Here is a 15,576-nt window from a genome sequence, read left to right on the forward strand (position 1 = left end):
GTGTGACCATGCAAACTTTGAAACAATTCTCCCAGAATTATGGTGCCGTTTTCGGCGTGATTATTCTCGGCCTTATTATCGCCATGGCTTTGACCGCGCCGATTTTCTTTCCCGAGAACCCATGGCGGACGGTCGCCATGCCGCTGCTGCGTCCGATGGAAAATCCTCAATATCTTCTGGGTACAGATATGCTGGGGCGCGATATCGCCGCCGGTATCGCCCATGGCGCAAAGGTCTCCCTGCTGATCGGCGTGGTTTCGACAGTGGTCGCTGTGCTGATCGGTGTAAGTATCGGGGCGTTGGCCGGCTTCTATGGCGGGCGGGTTGATGATCTTCTGATGCGCTTCACTGAATTCTTCCAGATCATTCCCGCTTTTGCCATGGCCGTCGTTCTGGTCGCCATCTTTAGCCCAAACATCGTGTCGATCACCCTTGCCATCGCGGTCGTGTCATGGCCCGGCGTTGCTCGTCTGGTACGGGCGGAGTTTCTTAGCCTGCGGGAACGTGAATTTGTTCAGGCCGCTGTGGTGATCGGACAGAGCGCGCCGCGCATCATTCTGACGCAGGTTCTGCCGAACGCCATTTCACCAATCATCGTTACGGCCTCGCTGATGGTCGCTACCGCCATCCTGACCGAAAGCGCCTTGTCGTTTCTTGGTCTTGGCGACCGCAATATGATGAGCTGGGGCTTTATGATCGGGGCTGCGCGAACCATGCTGCGCGAGGCCTGGTGGATGAGCTTTTTCCCTGGCCTTGCCATTCTGCTCTCCGTGCTGGCGATCAACCTGATTGGCGAAGGCATTAACGATCTAATGAATCCGCATCTGCGCGGGAGAAAACAATGAGCTCCATCAATGTACCGCTCCTGAACGTAAAGGGTGTTTCCGTTGCGTTGCCCTCCGGTTTCGACCGCGAATACGCAATTCAGGATATTACCTATGAATTGCACCCAGATGAAATCCTTTGCGTCGTGGGCGAATCCGGCTCTGGCAAATCTATGACCGCGAATGCGATCATGGGGCTGCTGCCCTCCTATCTCATTCCCACGAATGGCAGCATAGAATATAAGGGCCTTGATCTCCTGACGCAGCCGGAAGAAGTCTTGCGTAATTTACGTGGTCGCGAGATTGCGATGATTTTTCAGGAACCGCTCTCGGCCCTCAATCCGTTAATGACGGTAGGCGAGCAGATCGACGAGGTAATGCTGGTCCATGGTGAAACCAGCGCCGCCGCGCGTGCGAAACGCGTTCTGGAACTTCTGGAATATGTGGGTCTGCCGGACCCTGCCACATTGAAGGATTCCTATCCTTTCCGTTTGTCGGGCGGCCAGCGCCAGCGCGTCGTGATCGCCATGGCGCTCGCACTCGAACCCTCTATCCTCATCGCGGATGAGCCGACAACTGCTCTGGATGTGACGACGCAGGCACAGATCCTCGAACTCATCAAGCGCATCCAGCGCGCCAAGGGCATGGGTGTGATTTTCGTCACGCATGATTTCGGCGTCGTCGCGGATATTGCCGATCGTGTCGTCGTGATGGAAAAAGGGCTGGTGGTCGAGGCGGGTCCTGCGAAGGAAGTGCTGAATGCGCCGAAACATCCTTATACGCGCAGGCTGATTGCAGCAGTTCCTCACCGCAAGGCCGAGGACCAGCTTGCGACGGAAGCAGACACCTCCGGTGAGGTTCTGCTGGAAGTGCGTAATCTCAACAAGACCTATCGCAGCAAGGGCGGACTTTTCAGCAAGCAGCGTGTTGTACCGGCAGTGCAGGATATCAGTCTCACCTTGCATCAGGGCGAAACGCTGGGTGTGGTTGGTGAATCCGGTTCTGGAAAATCGACGCTTGGCCGTGTCATCATGAAGCTGACACCCAATGACGGCGGCCAGATATTATATCGCGGCAAGGATATTGCGCCGCTCTCTCCCGCAGCATTTCGCCCGATGCGGCGAAAAATCCAGATGATATTCCAGGACCCGTTCGCCTCGCTCAATCCGCGCCAGACCATCGGTCGCATCCTCATCGACGGGCCGCTGGCCAACGGTGTGGCGCATGATACCGCGCGGCGGCGCGCCGAGGAGTTGCTGGACCGGGTAGGGCTGGACAAGTCCGCCTATCGTCGCTTTCCGCACGAATTTTCCGGTGGTCAGCGCCAGCGCGTCGGTATCGCGCGTGCGCTGATGCTGGACCCGGAAATCCTGATCGCAGATGAAAGCGTTTCAGCGCTGGATGTTTCGGTGCAGGAGCAGGTGCTGCGGCTTTTGAAGGAAATTCAGGAGCAGTTGAAAATCGGAATGATCTTCATCACCCATGATCTGCGTGTCGCGACGCAAATCTGCGACACGGTTGCAGTCATGCGTCGGGGCGAAGTGGTGGAGATGGGGCCGCCGGCGCAAATTTTCGATTCACCACAGCATGAATACACCCAGCGCCTCATAGCGGCTATTCCCGGTCTGGACTGGGATCCGCAGGCAGTCATCAAGGGATTTTACGAGGAAGTACGATAATGCCGACAGCCAATGTCAACGCCAGTGCCACTCCCGCCGAAGCCGGTGGCGGCGAAATTCTCGTCCGTCAGCTCGAACTGCATGGCGTGGATACCGTATTCATGGTTCCCGGCGAAAGCTTCTTGCCGTGCATCGATGCACTTGGCATCCGTCAGGAGCGCGTGCGCACCGTCACCTGCCGGCAGGAAGGCGGCGCGGCTTATGCGGCTGAAGCCTATGGCAAACTGACCGGCAAGCCGGGTGTTTGCTTCGTCACCCGTGGGCCGGGCGCCACCAACGCATCCATTGGCTTGCATGTGGCGCATCAGGACGGCACGCCCATGATCCTTTTCGTAGGGCAGATCGGCTCCGATACGACCGAGCGGGCTTGCTTTCAGGAAGTGGATTACCGGCAGATGTTCGGCCCTGTTGCAAAATGGGTGGCCCAGATTGACCGCACGGACCGTATTCCTGAATTCGTGGCGCGCGCTTTCGCGGAAAGCCGCAGCGGTCGTCCGGGACCTGTTGTTCTGGCGCTCCCGGAAGATACGTTGTGGGGCAATGCGGCGGTTGCGGATGTGCATCCGTTCGAGCGCGCTCATCCGCGTCCGGCTGTGGACGAATTGGATCGGCTGGCGGATTTGCTCGGTAAAGCCAAACGCCCCTTCGTGATCGCAGGCGGGACCGGCTGGACTAACGCCGCGCGTGCCGATCTGGCCGCTTTTGCCGAACGTTTCGATTTGCCGGTTGGCGTCTCATGGCGCCGTCAGGAAGTTTTCGACAATCGGCATCCGAATTTTGCAGGTCATGTAGGCTATGGCACCGATCGCGCTCTGGCGGCGCGTATAGCTGAGGCGGATTTGCTGATTTCTGTCTGCTCGCGTCTGGATGAACCCACTACCGAAGGCTATACACTGGTGGAAAGCCCGCTGCCGCGCCAGACGCTGGTTCATATCCACCCCGATGGCAATGAGTTGGGACGCGTCTATCGTCCCGCGCTTGCGGTCAATGCAGATCCCGTGGGTGCAGCCGCCGCTCTGGCCGAAATGCGCCCCGCAGCTCCTCTCAACTGGTCCGGTCTGGCCAAGTCGGCCAATGAGGATTATCAGCGCTCGCGCATAGCGCCCGGTTCAGATTCCGCACTCGATATGTCGCGCGTGTGCCTGCATATGGCAGATGTGTTGCCCGATGATGCCTTCGTTTCAGTGGGTGCAGGTAATTTTGCCCTGTTTCCGCATCGCTTCATGCAGTTTTCACATCTGGGCACGCAAGCATCGCCAATCTGTGGCTCAATGGGCTATGGATTGCCAGCGGCGATTGCTGCAAAGCTGGCCTTCCCGGAACGTGAGGCCATCGCTTTTGCCGGTGACGGCTGTTTCCAGATGACGATCCAGGAAATCGGCACAGCCGTCCAGCACAGGCTGGGCATCGTCATTCTGGTATGTAACAATCAGGCGTGGGGTACGATTCGCGCGCATCAGGCACGAGATTATCCAGCGCGGCCATTCGCACTGACCTTGGAAAACCCCGATTTTGCAGCGCTGGCCCGCAGCTATGGTGCTTCGGGCGAAATCGTCGAAAAGACGGAAGAATTCGCCGCCGCGTTCCAGCGAGCACGTCAATTTGCCAAGGAGAACCAGCGCCCAGCTTTGATCGAATTGCGCTACGATGTGGAATATATAACGCCCGATACCCGTTTGAGCGAAATCACTGCCGCCGCGCAGGCCGCAAACGCATAATTGTGACATTAAACTTAATTGAGGATTAGCCCATGCGCGCATTTTATCATCCGGATCAGGCTCTCCATTCGCCGCAGCAGTTCATGCGTTATGGACGTCTTGCGGACCCGACCGATATTCCGGTTCGTACTGAGAAGCTTCTGGGCGCGCTGGAGCGCCTCGGCGTGAATGTGGAAACTCCGTCCGATTTCGGGCGGGCGCCAGCCGAAGCGATTCATCCGACCTATTATCTCGACTATCTGGAAACGGCCTACCAGCGCTGGCTTGAGTTGCCGGAACATGGCCCGGAAGTCTTGCCCAATACGTTCCCTTACTGGAACGGAGATCCATCGAAAGACAGGCGCCCGCCGTGTCCGACGGATCAGTTGCTGGCGCAAACGGGCTACTATCTGGGTGACCTTGCGGTTCCGATCAGCGAATTTACCTATCAGTCGGCCCTGCGCTCGACTCACACCGCTGCGGCGGCAGCTGATGCCGTCATCGACGGTGAAAAGATCGCCTATGCGCTGTGCCGTCCTTCGGGGCATCACTGCCGGGCGGACCGGGCGACCGGCTTTTGCTACATGAACAACGCAGCGATTACAGCGCAGCGCCTTCGTAGCAAATTCGGCAAGGTAGCGGTTCTGGACATCGATGCCCATCACGGCGATGGGACGCAGGAGATTTTCTATCGCCGCAAGGACGTCATGACTGTTTCAGTTCATGTCGATACCGATTTCTATAACCCGTTCTTTACGGGTCGCCCGCACGAGACCGGCTATGGCGAAGGAGAGGGGTTCAACCTCAACATCCCGCTTGCTCCGCATAGCGGCAATGACGCGTTCCTGGCTGGCGTCGAGCGTGGCATTGAGGCCGTCAAGGCCCATGGCGCCGAGGTTCTGGTACTGGCCCTTGGCTACGACACGCATATTGAGGACCCTTTGAGCCTCGTTGCGGTGACGACAGAGGCATTTGGCGCAGCCGGGAAGATAGTCGCGTCGCTTGATATTCCCGTTGTCGTCATTCAGGAGGGCGGCTATCAGATATCGGTGATCGGCGATTGTCTGGAAGGTTTCCTGAGAGAATTACAAGTGGGCGGACAGAGCTCAACTGATTAAGGAGGCAGCTTTGTTGACTGGATCAGGAAGAGATAAAATCGGGCTCGCCGTCGACGTATATAATCAGCTTGCAAATTCACTGATGTCCGGAGCTTTGTCTCCGGGTAGCAGGCTGAAAATCCGTGATCTTGCGGATCAGATGGGCGTAAGCGTAACGCCGGTGCGAGATGCGGTTTTGCGTCTGGTCAATAATGGCGGGCTTCTTTTTCAAAGTCCGCGTGATATTCGTGTGCCTGTTCTTGAGCGTGCGCGTTATCTTGAAATTCGCTCTATCCGGATGGAGCTTGAGGGGTTGGCTGCCGAACAAGCAGCCATATACGCGACGACAGAAGATATTGCCTTCCTTGAAGCTCTGCTACAGGAGAATGAAAAGGCTCTGGAAGCGAGTGATTATCAGCAATGCCTGCGTATGAACCAACGGTTTCATTTCGCGCTCTGTGAAATCGGCAATATGCCGATACTAAGGGAATTGCTTGAGAACCTCTGGCTGCAAATGGGGCCTTTGATCTCTTCTGGATACAGGGAAGGCGGACGCACGATGATCGAGCATCATTATTCGGTCGTCGAGGCAATAAAAAACGCAGACGGCACGGCGGCGCGCGGCGCAATTCGTAAAGATATTCTGGAAGGTGGAAAGGTGCTGCTACTTCGCGGGGTTCTCTCCGCGCAATCCAATCCGGAATGAGGACGAACTGGAGATTACCGTATCTTCACTTGTGAGTTTTTCGTAGCCAGCATTTTCAATCCATGGCGAGCGCCGATGTGGTTAAATCGGATCGGCGCTCCAATAGCTTATTTATACGCGCTTTGAAATAGAGCTACTTTGTATATTAGTAGCGCTCTGTTAAGACTGGAATAGGTCTTGGTTTCGGATAATCTATGGCAGGAATAACCGGTTTATTTCTTTTTGAAAAAGCTTCGGCAGATTTGAAAGGTTCCCTTTCAAAGAACCGGATTTTGTCGCCGAAGATCGGTCGTTGTCCTTCCACGAAAAGAACCATTTTTTTCTCGTCAGGCTGGCGTATTTCCTAGGGTAGCATAAGATCAGTCCCGCGCACTTGCGTAAGCGTTCGCTGGAGAGCACCTGTTTCCTAGCTTGATGTCTTGAAGTTCCATGGCAGCAGGTCATCGAGGCGGCTTTGGGGATGTCCAAGTGCGATAGCAGTGAGTGTTGCCTTGAGATAGGCGAAGGGTTCGACATCGTTAATTTTGCAGGTTTCGATCAGCGAAGCGATCCGCCCCAAGCGATGCCGCCTTCGTCGTGACCTGCAAAGAGCGCATTCTTGCGATTGTGAGCGATAGGCCGGATGAGATTTTCAACCCTGTTGGAGTCGATCTCTACGCGACCATCCGTCAGGAAGGTTTGCAGGCCGTCCCATTGATTATGGATATAGGTGAGCTTTTCTCCCAGACGGGATTTGGCGGATACCTTGCAACGCTGTGTCTGAAGCCATTCACCGAAGGCGGCTACCAAAGGCGTGGTGCGGGTCTGGCGTGCGGACAGGCGCTGGCCGGGTGGGATGCCGCGTATGTCAGCCTCGGCGGCATAGAATTCGGCAATCCGGCGCAAGCCTTCGGCGGCTATTTCGGAGCCGTCTCGGTCGAAGACCTCCTTTAGCATGCGCCCAGCAATGGGCCAATCCCGGCATCGGGCAACGCGCTCCATTTCTCGTAGCAGGCCCACAGAAATTCGATGTAGCTCGGACAATGCACGGCGAGGGCTGCCGCGGTGCCTGCGGCAGCGGGAGGTTTTGGCGTCAGATTCCTTGCTTCCAGTATAGACAGCAGCTTGTCGCAACGAGACGGGACATCCGTCGGACGAGCAATCCACCGACCCGCATGAATTACTGCGGATCATGGAGGCGCTGGCCCGGATGGAAGAAAGTCTGCACAGGAAAGTTCCAGTATTGCTGCCGTCGCCGTAAAGGGAAGTGGATGGCCTTTGCGGTTCAGTCGTCGCGCCGGAGCATGACCGGCACATCGTCCGGGAAGGTTACATAGATGGCATCACCGGGAGCCGGCGTGAAGCCCAGTCGCCAGGCCTGAGCCTCGACCCGGATGACACCGGCGGTGGTTTCGACGGAAATCTGCAAGTTGTTGCCATGATAGCCGCAACCGGAAACGGTTCCGGATATGGAATTTACGCCATCGCGCTGTGTTTTTGAAAGCTCAAGTTTTTCCGGGCGAATAGAAAGGGCAATCTCTGTTTCTGCGCCCTCCCCGAGGTCGCTGTGGCCGACAATCTCATGCCCGCCAGCAGTGAAGCGGATGCGACCGTCACTTTCCCTGCTCAAAACCTGTGCATCGATCACATTGCTGCGCCCCACGAAATGGGCGACGAAAGTCGATTCCGGCTTCTCGTAAATCTGCGCAGGTGTTCCGCACTGAGCCACGCGACCATTATTGATCACCGCGATCAGCGTCGACATGGACAGCGCCTCGTCCTGATCGTGCGTGACGTTGATGAAGGTTGAACCCAGTTTGCGATGCAGGGTTTTAAGTTCCTCCTGAAGATCGGCGCGCAGCTGGCGGTCGAGCGCGCTCAGCGGTTCATCGAGAAGGATCACGGGCGGCGAGAACACCAGTGCGCGCGCCAGCGCCACGCGCTGTTGCTGGCCGCCGGAAAGCTGTGATGGCTTGCGTTCTCCCAGCGCGCTCAGCTGCACTGTTTCGAGCGCGGTGGCGACACGCTTGCCGATTTCGGCCCGGCTCATGCCGCGGACCTCAAGCGGAAAGGCGACATTTTCGGCCACGGTCATGTGAGGGAACAGCGCATAGCCCTGAAAGACGACACCGAGGTCGCGCTTTTCAGGGGGAAACGAGACGAGATTGCGTCCCTCTAGCCGGATTTCTCCCGAAGTGGGGGTGACGAAACCGGCAATTGCCATCAACAGCGTCGTCTTGCCGGAACCGGAGGGACCAAGCAGCGTCAGGAACTCGCCGCGCGGCAGGTCGAGCGAGATGTTGTCTATGGCTTTGAGATCGCCATAGTGTCTCGACAGCCGGTCGATGGAGAGGAAAGGAGCGGAGGTTTGGCTTGCGGTCATGATCTCTTTCCTGTTCAGCTTCTCGATGAAGCGAGGCGCACCAGAACGGCAGCCAGTGTCGCTACGATCATCACCACGGAAATCGCGGCCACCGCCGGATCGACCCGCTCGGTCAGGGTCTTCCAGATAATGACGGGAAGGGTGGTGACCTTGCGGCTGGTGATGAACAGCACGACAACCACTTCATCCCATGACGTGACGAAGGAAAACGCGGCACCGGACAAAATGCCGGGCAAGGCGTTTGGAACAACGATGCGTCGCAGCACCGTCAGCGGCGAGGCGCCGAGGCTGCGCGCGGCCTGCTCGATGCGGCGGTCGAAACCGCTGAGCGAGGTGGATACGGTGATCAGAACCAGCGGCAGGCACACAATGGTGTGGGCAACCACGACGCCGCCGATGGAATCGAGCCACTTGAGGTCGATCCAGCTTCGGTAGAAAGCCAGCGCATTGACGATCGGCGGCACAATCAGCGGTGCCAGGATCATGATGCGCAGATAATGTGTGAACCTTGAGTTCAGCCGCCACAGGCCGATGGCGCAGACGGTTCCGAGAACCGTGGCGCAAAGTGTCGTCAGCCCCGCGATGATGAGGCTGGTGATGATGCTTTGCGACCAGCGCACATCCGTCAGCAGCTTGACATAGTGCTGGAAGGAAATCCCGTCATCCGGCATCGACAGATAGCGCTGCGTGGTGACGGAAACCGGGAAGGTGACCAAAAGAGGGGCGAGCAAGAAAAGAAGCCCGATCCAGCCGCAGGCGAGGATCAGCGTTCTCGAAAGGCGTGAGGTGGCAGCAACTTCCATCATTCGCCTCCCTTGCCGAAAATACTTTCCCAGTCGGCGAAGCGCCCGAGGGCCGCGATCACCGCGAACACCGAGGCAAGCAGAACCGAAGCAAGCATGGTCGCTGTGCCCCATTCCAGCGTCTCGTGAACCTGCACGCTGATATATTCGGCAACCATCATCACTCGTCCGCCACCGAGGATTGCCGGGGTGACGTAGAAGCCGAGCGAGAACACGAAGATCAGAATGAAGGACGAGAACAGCCCGGGCATGGTCAGCGGCAGGAACACGCGCCTGAATACGGTGAAGGCGGGCGCGCCAAGGCTGCGCGCGGCGTTGAGGATACGCGCATCGATCGAGCGCATGCTGGCATAAAGCGGCAGAATGCCAAAAGGCAGCATGTAGTGCACCATGCCGATGACGACGCCGATCTCATTTCGGACGAGGCTGAACGGCGTGTCGATTAGCCCGGTCGACATCAGAGCACTGTTAAGCACGCCATTGCCTCTGAGCACCGTTACCCAGGCGAAGGCGCGGATGAGCACCGACAGCCACAGGGGCAGCAGGATCAGCACGAACATGAGGTTGCGGGTTCTCGGGGCGGCTAGTGTGAGGGCTGCCGCCATCACATAGGAAACGGCTAAAGTGATCGCGGTGGTGAGAATGCAGATCCTCACCGTGGTCCATATCACCCGGCCGATCACGTCAGACGTCACCAGCTGTCCGTAATTGGCCAGCGCGCCGGGCTGTTCGGTTACGCTCAGCGCCAGAATACGGATGAGCGGCAGAAGGTACAAAAACGCGATCAGCAGGACCGCCGGAGCGATCATGATAAGAGCGACGCGCGTGCGATGACTTGGCAAAGTCATGACTGATAAACCGTCTTTCCATGGACGATGGTGCGGTTGACCTCGATATGCGGGATGCGCTCGGGATCGACCGTGAAGATGTCTTCTTCAAGGATGACGAAATCGGCCAGTTTACCGGCGGCTATGGAGCCCTTGATCGCTTCCTCACGTCCGACATAGGCGCCGTGCAGCGTATAGGCCTTCACGGCTTCCCACACACTGATCGCTTGGTTGAGACCAACGGACTGGCCGCTGTCTGACTTGCGGGTGACCAGCGAATAAATGCCGCGCAGTGGGTTCGGATGACAGATAGGTGCATCGGAATGGCCGGGCGCGACCATGCCCATTTCGATCCAGCTGCGGTGCGGCATCATGTGATCCATCGCATCCTGCCCCCGCACACGAATGTAAGCGTCGCCGAATTCGTAGAGGAAAGCGCTGGCGGAAGAGGGGATCACGCCCAGCCTTTTCATGCGCTCGCGGATCGCAGGAGTGGCATAGCAGGTGTGCTCGACACGCAGGCGATGGTCGTCCTGCGGGCAGGCCTTCAGGGCTGCCTCAAAGGCATCGAGGACAAAGTCGATGCCGCGATCGCCGATGCCGTCGGCGAATACGGTGAGGCCTGCTGAAAGGGCAGACGTCACGCGCTCGCGAAAATCGTCTGCGCTGTAAAGCACCATGCCCGTATTGTGGTCCGGTTCACCCAGAACCTTTTCACCGATATAGGGTTCGTAATAGGCGGCGGTGCGTCCCGCCGTACTGCAATCGGGGCACCATTCAACGCCGATGATGCGCACCCATTCGTCCCCGAAACCGGAACGTATGCCAGCACGGATGCAGGATTCGACAAGGCCGTTTTCTTTGCCGCTGACCATGATGCCGACGCGTATGGGAAGTTCGCCGGCGCGGTGCAGATCCTGAAAAGCGCGGATGCCGTTTGAGGTGGTGAGCGAATTGTGAATCGAAGTGATGCCGTAGCCGAGAAACTCGGAGAATACCGCCTTGAGACCCTCGGCAAAGTCGGTGGCGGTGTAATCCTTGCTGATCTCATCGACGACGATATAGGCAGCGTTCTCTTTCAGCAGACCGGTTGGAAGACCGGTTGCCGGATCGCGCTCGATGCGGCCGAAGGGAGGGTCCTCGGTCATCGTCCACAGGCCGGCGCGCTGAAGGGCTATGGTGTTGACTATACCCAGATGGCAGTCGGTCCGATACACGAAGACCGGATGGCCGTTGCCAGCAAGGTCCAGCTCCTCCAGCGTGGGATAACCGCCCAGCTTGTTGTCGTCATAACGGAAGCCGACGAACCATTCGCCTTCGCTCAGATGCGCCGTGGCTTTTGCAATGCGGTCCAGAACCTCCTCTTTCGAGCCGACATTCGGCCAGCTGAAATCGGCCCATTTATGCACCCGCGCGCCATAGACGTCGGCATGGCAGTGTGAATCGATGAAACCCGGCAACATGGTGCGACCACCGGCATCCAGCATTTCGGTGGAGGGCCCGGTAAACGGCTCCATGTCGGCTGCCGTTCCGGTGGCGATAATGTGGCCTTCGCGAACAGCGACCGCCTCGCAGAACGGCATCTGCTCGTCCATGGTTGCTATTTTGGAATTGCGGATCACGGTATCGGCAAACAGAGGCATGAGGCTTTCATCCTGTTGAGGTAGGTGTTTGCGAGGTTTCGCCGGATAACGCCCGATACGAAAGGGCGCGGGGCGAGAGGGCGCGCGCTTCGCCGCGCACGCCATCCGTCGATATGGGCTACCGCATTACGACGACAGAAGGTCGAGGAAACGCTTGGTGACGGGGACGATGTTCTCGCCATACCAGTCAGCGTTCTGAAGCACCATCGACTTCATGTTTTCCGGAGAACCCGGATTGCCCTTGTTCCGCTCGGCGCTCAGCATTGCAACCGCTTCTGGATTTGCCGGGCCGTTGCCAAGCAGATCGAACAGTTCAAGCTGCGATTTCGGGTCCTGCATCGAGGCCAGGAACTCCATCGCCAGCTGCTTACCGGCCGGATTGTTCTTCGCCACCGACATGACGCCCGGTTGCAACATGCCCTGATTGAAGGTGTATCTGAACCGACCAGCGGATTCATCGGCAAGCAGGTTTGCGCGCGTATGCCACAGCTGGCCCATGGTGACCTCACCGTCGCGGAACAGCTGCTGGCTGCTCGCACCGGTATCCCACAGAACGATGTGATCCTTGATTTCTTCGATCTTGGCGAGTGCCCGGTCGACATCCAGCGGATAAAGCTGATCGAGCGGAACGCCGTCGGCCAGCAGGGCGGCCTCCAGAGCTCCCGCCATGTATTTGTAGAAGACGCGCTTTCCGGGGAAGCGCTTGACGTCCCAGAAATCGGCCCAGTTCTGCGGCTCCTCGCCCTTGAAGGCGGCGCTGTCATAGGTCATCACCGAGCCGTAGACGAACACGGTGGAGCCCCAGCGGTAATCCATGCCGGGCAGGACCTTTTCGCGGTCGAAAATAGCGTAGTCGGTCTCCTCGACGGCATCGAGCGCGCCGAGAGACGCCTGAGTTCCTACGCCGCCGTCGATGATGTCCCAGGTGACATTGCCGGCATCCACCATGGCCCGGACGCGCCCCGGAGAGGGGCCGGTGCCATCCATGACGACGGGAATGCCCGTCCTGGCGGTGAAGGGTTCACCCCAGACCTTGCTGTAGCCTTCTTCCGCATCTCCGCCCCACATGGCGAAGACGATCTCCCTGGCCTGCGCTGTGACGGCACCCGGCAGCAAGCCGGCAGCGCCGATGAGCGCGCCCAGCTTCAGCATCTGGCGACGGTTCAGAGCGCCCGTGCGGGCACGCTCCATCGCAACCAGCAATGTGTCTGTCAGATAGCCGTGTCCGTTCATGCGAATCTCCTCCCTATGTTTGCAAAAGCCGATATGTGATCGTCAAAACTAATATGTCAGTTATTAAAACGCTCTCAGAAAATAGCTCTCATGTCAATTCAGATTCATAGATAGCGCTGATTTCAGGGATTTTATGCTGGCTATAGCGATATTATCTGATATGTTAGTTGGAGTTACTGACATTGCAAGCATGCTTGCAAATTGTCCGGAAACAGAGGGCTGGATGGAGCACGGGGCAATGGAAGGCGCAGAGGTGGCCGAATTCGCGGACATGGGGGCGGCAGCTGGAAATGCTGGCACCACTATGGCGCGCATTGCCTATGAGCGGCTTGAGGAGATGATCATTCTCGGCCAGCTTGAGCCACGCACGCGTCTTTCCGAGCACATGCTTTCACAGGCTTTATCGCTGGGGCGCACCCCTATCCGGGAAGCTCTGCAGAAGCTGCGTGAGAACCATCTTATGGAAATCCGTGCCCGCTCGGGCGTGTTCGTTACCGAGGTCAATTTCCGGGATCAGTTTCTGGTCATGGAAGTGCGCTGGCCGCTGGAATGCATGGTCGCGCGCCGGGCCGCGCGTATGGCCACCCCGCAGGATCGGGAAGCTTTCGCGGAAATTGCCCGCAGCATGCGGGCGGTGGCTGAAGCCGGTGACAAGGTCGGCCTGATGAAGGTGGACCGTGAGTTCAAGGACCTGTCGCTGAGGGTGGTGCGCAACAAATATCTGGCGGCCGCGCTCACGCCAATCCATGCCAATGCGCGGCGGTTCTATTTCTCCCATCTGAAGACAACGAACGTGCCCATCGGCCGTGCTCATGCGGTGGCGATCGAGGCGATCAGCCGTGGTGATGAGGCTGGCGCAGTTGCTGCGACGGAGCTGTTCCTTGCCGATATGGAAGCGTTCATGAAGAACGCGCTTGCCGATGCGGTCAGCCACAGCTGAGAGGCAGCGGAACGACGAGGGTCTGCTTCGGCTGAAATCCCGTCCGACGAAATGAATGATGAAAGGGAAGATATGAACGGCGCCGACATGCTTTGCGATGTGCTTCTGGTAAATGACATCGACGTTTGCTTCGCTAATCCCGGAACCTCGGAAATGCACTTCGTGGCTGCGCTTGATCGCAAGCCGCAGATGCGCTGTGTACTGGGGCTTGCCGAGGGGGTGGTGACGGGCGCCGCCGACGGTTACGCGCGCATGGCCGACAGGCCTGCCGCCACCCTGCTACACACAGGGCCGGGGCTCGCCAACGGTCTGGCCAATCTGCACAATGCCCGCCGCGCCCGCACACCCATGGTCAATGTGGTGGGCGATCATGCTACCTATCATCTTCAGCATGACGCTCCGCTGACCAGTGATATCGAAGGCCTTGCCCGTCCGATGTCGCACTGGGTTGGCCGTATCGAAAGCTCCGGAGAGGTTCGGACCCGCACGGAAGAAGCTTATCGCGAGGCGCAGATGCGCCGGGGTGTCTCTACGCTCATCCTTCCGGCGGATGCGGCATGGGGCGAGGTTCAGCCCGAAACGCTCGGCCCCGTAAGCCTGCCGCAACCGCCCTCCGTTTCCGCAGATGTGCTTTCCGCTGCCGGAGCGGCGCTGCGTAGCGGCAGGCGCGTGGCCATCATCCTGGCCGGCCGTGCCCTGCGCGCCGGTGCCCTCGAAACCGCCGGCCGCATAGCGGCTGCCACCGGTGCGGCGCTGTTCTCGCAGACCTCCGATCGCACTGCCCGGGGCGCTGGCAGGGTTGCCGCCCGTCCGGTGCCTTACAACGTCGATCAGGCGGTGCAGACACTGCGCGAGTTCGAAGTGGCGATCTGTCTGGGCGGACATGCCCCGGTCGGGTTCTTTGCCTATCCTGGCAAGCCCGGTACGATGCTGTCGCCCGACTGCGAGGTCATTCAGCTTGCAGAGCATGAGCACGATCTGGCCGGTGCGCTTGAGGCGCTTGCCGCCGAAATCGGCGTGCGTGACGATGCTCCATTCGTGGCCGACCGCTTTACCCAGCGCGAGATCGCTTCACCAAATGGCGTGCTCGATGCAGACAGCATTTCGATTGCGGTGGCGCGCGCTCTGCCCGAAGACGCAATCTTGATCGATGAGGCGATCACCTCGGGCGGGCGACTGACGGCGCTGTCGCCGGGGCTCGTTCCGCATGATCATGTGCCGCTGACCGGCGGTGCGATTGGCGAAGGCATTCCGCTGGCGGTTGGCGCGGCCATTGCCTGTCCCGAGCGCAAGGTCGTTGCTATGCAGGCTGACGGCAGCGGCATGTACACCGTGCAGGGCCTGTGGACGCAGGCACGCGAAAATCTCGATGTGGTGACCGTCATCCTGTCGAACCGCGCCTATGCCATTCTGCAGGGCGAAATGCGCAATGTCGGCGTCAACACTTTTGGACGCAACGCGCGGCGCATGCTCGATCTGGACTCCCCCGACCTCGACTGGTGCCTGATAGCGCGCGGTATGGGTGTGGAAGCTGCCCGTGCCGACACGATCGAGCAGTTTATCGATTTGTTCGGGACAGCGCTGACAAGGAAAGGGCCGTTCCTCATCGAGGCGCGAATCTGAAGCATTGCCTCAAAGCGCGACAGCTTCGGCGCCACGTCTTGTCTGAAGGCCAATTGTAAAACGTAAGCGGATGCCGAGGCACCCCCGTTCAGCAGGCGCGTATGTCGCGATAGAGCGATTGCAAAGCCTTGAAGGCAGCGTA

Annotated in this window: 14 protein-coding genes; 7 read left to right on the forward strand and 7 right to left on the reverse strand. The window is 58.6% G+C overall.

Annotated features, from left to right (window positions below):
- Positions 1-8: 8 nt before the first annotated feature.
- The 5 genes from KUG47_RS09235 to KUG47_RS09255 are packed head-to-tail and all read left to right on the forward strand — an operon-like array spanning position 9 to position 6,003.
- A complete protein-coding gene (locus tag KUG47_RS09235) occupies positions 9-845 on the forward strand; it encodes an ABC transporter permease (RefSeq protein ID WP_217677665.1) in 837 nt (278 codons plus the stop codon).
- A complete protein-coding gene (locus KUG47_RS09240) occupies positions 842-2,503 on the forward strand; it encodes an ABC transporter ATP-binding protein (protein WP_217677666.1) in 1,662 nt (553 codons plus the stop codon). Before KUG47_RS09235 ends, KUG47_RS09240 begins: the two co-directional genes overlap by 4 nt.
- A complete protein-coding gene (locus KUG47_RS09245) occupies positions 2,503-4,221 on the forward strand; it encodes a thiamine pyrophosphate-binding protein (RefSeq protein ID WP_217677667.1) in 1,719 nt (572 codons plus the stop codon). The genes KUG47_RS09240 and KUG47_RS09245 overlap by 1 nt, the downstream gene beginning before the upstream one ends.
- 32 nt (positions 4,222-4,253) lie before the next feature.
- Positions 4,254-5,318, forward strand: coding sequence for a histone deacetylase family protein (locus KUG47_RS09250; RefSeq protein ID WP_217677668.1), 1,065 nt, complete (start codon positions 4,254-4,256; stop codon positions 5,316-5,318).
- A gap of 10 nt (positions 5,319-5,328) precedes the next feature.
- Positions 5,329-6,003, forward strand: coding sequence for a GntR family transcriptional regulator (locus KUG47_RS09255; RefSeq protein WP_422718073.1), 675 nt, complete (start codon positions 5,329-5,331; stop codon positions 6,001-6,003).
- A 406-nt stretch (positions 6,004-6,409) separates the two neighbouring features.
- Here KUG47_RS09255 and KUG47_RS09260 read toward each other — a convergent pair whose 3' ends face one another.
- The 7 genes from KUG47_RS09260 to KUG47_RS09290 all read right to left on the reverse strand — a co-directional run bounded on the left by KUG47_RS09260 (position 6,410) and on the right by KUG47_RS09290 (position 12,871).
- Positions 6,410-6,562 carry a transposase domain-containing protein gene (locus tag KUG47_RS09260; RefSeq protein ID WP_217677670.1) on the reverse strand — a complete coding sequence of 51 codons (153 nt, stop codon included), beginning with the start codon at positions 6,560-6,562 and terminating at the stop codon, positions 6,410-6,412.
- Complete coding sequence (locus tag KUG47_RS09265; RefSeq protein WP_217677671.1) at positions 6,541-6,939, reverse strand: IS66 family transposase; 399 nt, start codon at positions 6,937-6,939, stop codon at positions 6,541-6,543. The genes KUG47_RS09260 and KUG47_RS09265 overlap by 22 nt, the downstream gene beginning before the upstream one ends.
- Before the next feature lie 328 nt (positions 6,940-7,267).
- Positions 7,268-8,365: an ABC transporter ATP-binding protein gene (locus KUG47_RS09270; protein WP_217677672.1), complete on the reverse strand. Its 1,098-nt coding sequence runs from the start codon at positions 8,363-8,365 to the stop codon at positions 7,268-7,270.
- 14 nt (positions 8,366-8,379) lie between these two features.
- Positions 8,380-9,171, reverse strand: coding sequence for an ABC transporter permease (locus KUG47_RS09275; RefSeq protein WP_217677673.1), 792 nt, complete (start codon positions 9,169-9,171; stop codon positions 8,380-8,382).
- Positions 9,168-10,016 (reverse strand): ABC transporter permease, encoded by an 849-nt coding sequence (locus KUG47_RS09280; protein ID WP_217677674.1) that lies wholly within the window; start codon positions 10,014-10,016, stop codon positions 9,168-9,170. The genes KUG47_RS09275 and KUG47_RS09280 overlap by 4 nt, the downstream gene beginning before the upstream one ends.
- A complete protein-coding gene (locus tag KUG47_RS09285; protein WP_217677675.1) occupies positions 10,013-11,638 on the reverse strand; it encodes an amidohydrolase in 1,626 nt (541 codons plus the stop codon). Before KUG47_RS09285 ends, KUG47_RS09280 begins: the two co-directional genes overlap by 4 nt.
- Before the next feature lie 126 nt (positions 11,639-11,764).
- Positions 11,765-12,871 (reverse strand): ABC transporter substrate-binding protein, encoded by a 1,107-nt coding sequence (locus tag KUG47_RS09290; protein WP_217677676.1) that lies wholly within the window; start codon positions 12,869-12,871, stop codon positions 11,765-11,767.
- A 238-nt stretch (positions 12,872-13,109) separates the two neighbouring features.
- Between KUG47_RS09290 and KUG47_RS09295 the strand changes: the two genes are divergently transcribed.
- Together KUG47_RS09295 and KUG47_RS09300 are read left to right on the forward strand one after the other, a co-directional pair.
- A complete protein-coding gene (locus tag KUG47_RS09295; protein ID WP_217677677.1) occupies positions 13,110-13,811 on the forward strand; it encodes a GntR family transcriptional regulator in 702 nt (233 codons plus the stop codon).
- Positions 13,812-13,883: 72 nt separating this feature from the next.
- Positions 13,884-15,434, forward strand: coding sequence for an acetolactate synthase large subunit (locus KUG47_RS09300; protein WP_217677678.1), 1,551 nt, complete (start codon positions 13,884-13,886; stop codon positions 15,432-15,434).
- Positions 15,435-15,576: the final 142 nt, after the last annotated feature.

This window comes from Falsochrobactrum tianjinense (assembly GCF_019100495.1).
GTDB classification, from domain to species: domain Bacteria; phylum Pseudomonadota; class Alphaproteobacteria; order Rhizobiales; family Rhizobiaceae; genus Brucella; species Brucella tianjinense.

Coding starts and splice junctions, on each gene's coding strand:
- KUG47_RS09235 (WP_217677665.1), top strand. CDS start 9: ATGCAAACTTTGAAACAATTCTCCCAGAATTATGGTGCCGTTTTCGGC.
- KUG47_RS09240 (WP_217677666.1), top strand. CDS start 842: ATGAGCTCCATCAATGTACCGCTCCTGAACGTAAAGGGTGTTTCCGTT.
- KUG47_RS09245 (WP_217677667.1), top strand. CDS start 2,503: ATGCCGACAGCCAATGTCAACGCCAGTGCCACTCCCGCCGAAGCCGGT.
- KUG47_RS09250 (WP_217677668.1), top strand. CDS start 4,254: ATGCGCGCATTTTATCATCCGGATCAGGCTCTCCATTCGCCGCAGCAG.
- KUG47_RS09265 (WP_217677671.1), bottom strand. CDS start 6,939: ATGCTAAAGGAGGTCTTCGACCGAGACGGCTCCGAAATAGCCGCCGAA.
- KUG47_RS09270 (WP_217677672.1), bottom strand. CDS start 8,365: ATGACCGCAAGCCAAACCTCCGCTCCTTTCCTCTCCATCGACCGGCTG.
- KUG47_RS09275 (WP_217677673.1), bottom strand. CDS start 9,171: ATGATGGAAGTTGCTGCCACCTCACGCCTTTCGAGAACGCTGATCCTC.
- KUG47_RS09280 (WP_217677674.1), bottom strand. CDS start 10,016: ATGACTTTGCCAAGTCATCGCACGCGCGTCGCTCTTATCATGATCGCT.
- KUG47_RS09285 (WP_217677675.1), bottom strand. CDS start 11,638: ATGCCTCTGTTTGCCGATACCGTGATCCGCAATTCCAAAATAGCAACC.
- KUG47_RS09290 (WP_217677676.1), bottom strand. CDS start 12,871: ATGAACGGACACGGCTATCTGACAGACACATTGCTGGTTGCGATGGAG.
- KUG47_RS09295 (WP_217677677.1), top strand. CDS start 13,110: ATGGAAGGCGCAGAGGTGGCCGAATTCGCGGACATGGGGGCGGCAGCT.
- KUG47_RS09300 (WP_217677678.1), top strand. CDS start 13,884: ATGAACGGCGCCGACATGCTTTGCGATGTGCTTCTGGTAAATGACATC.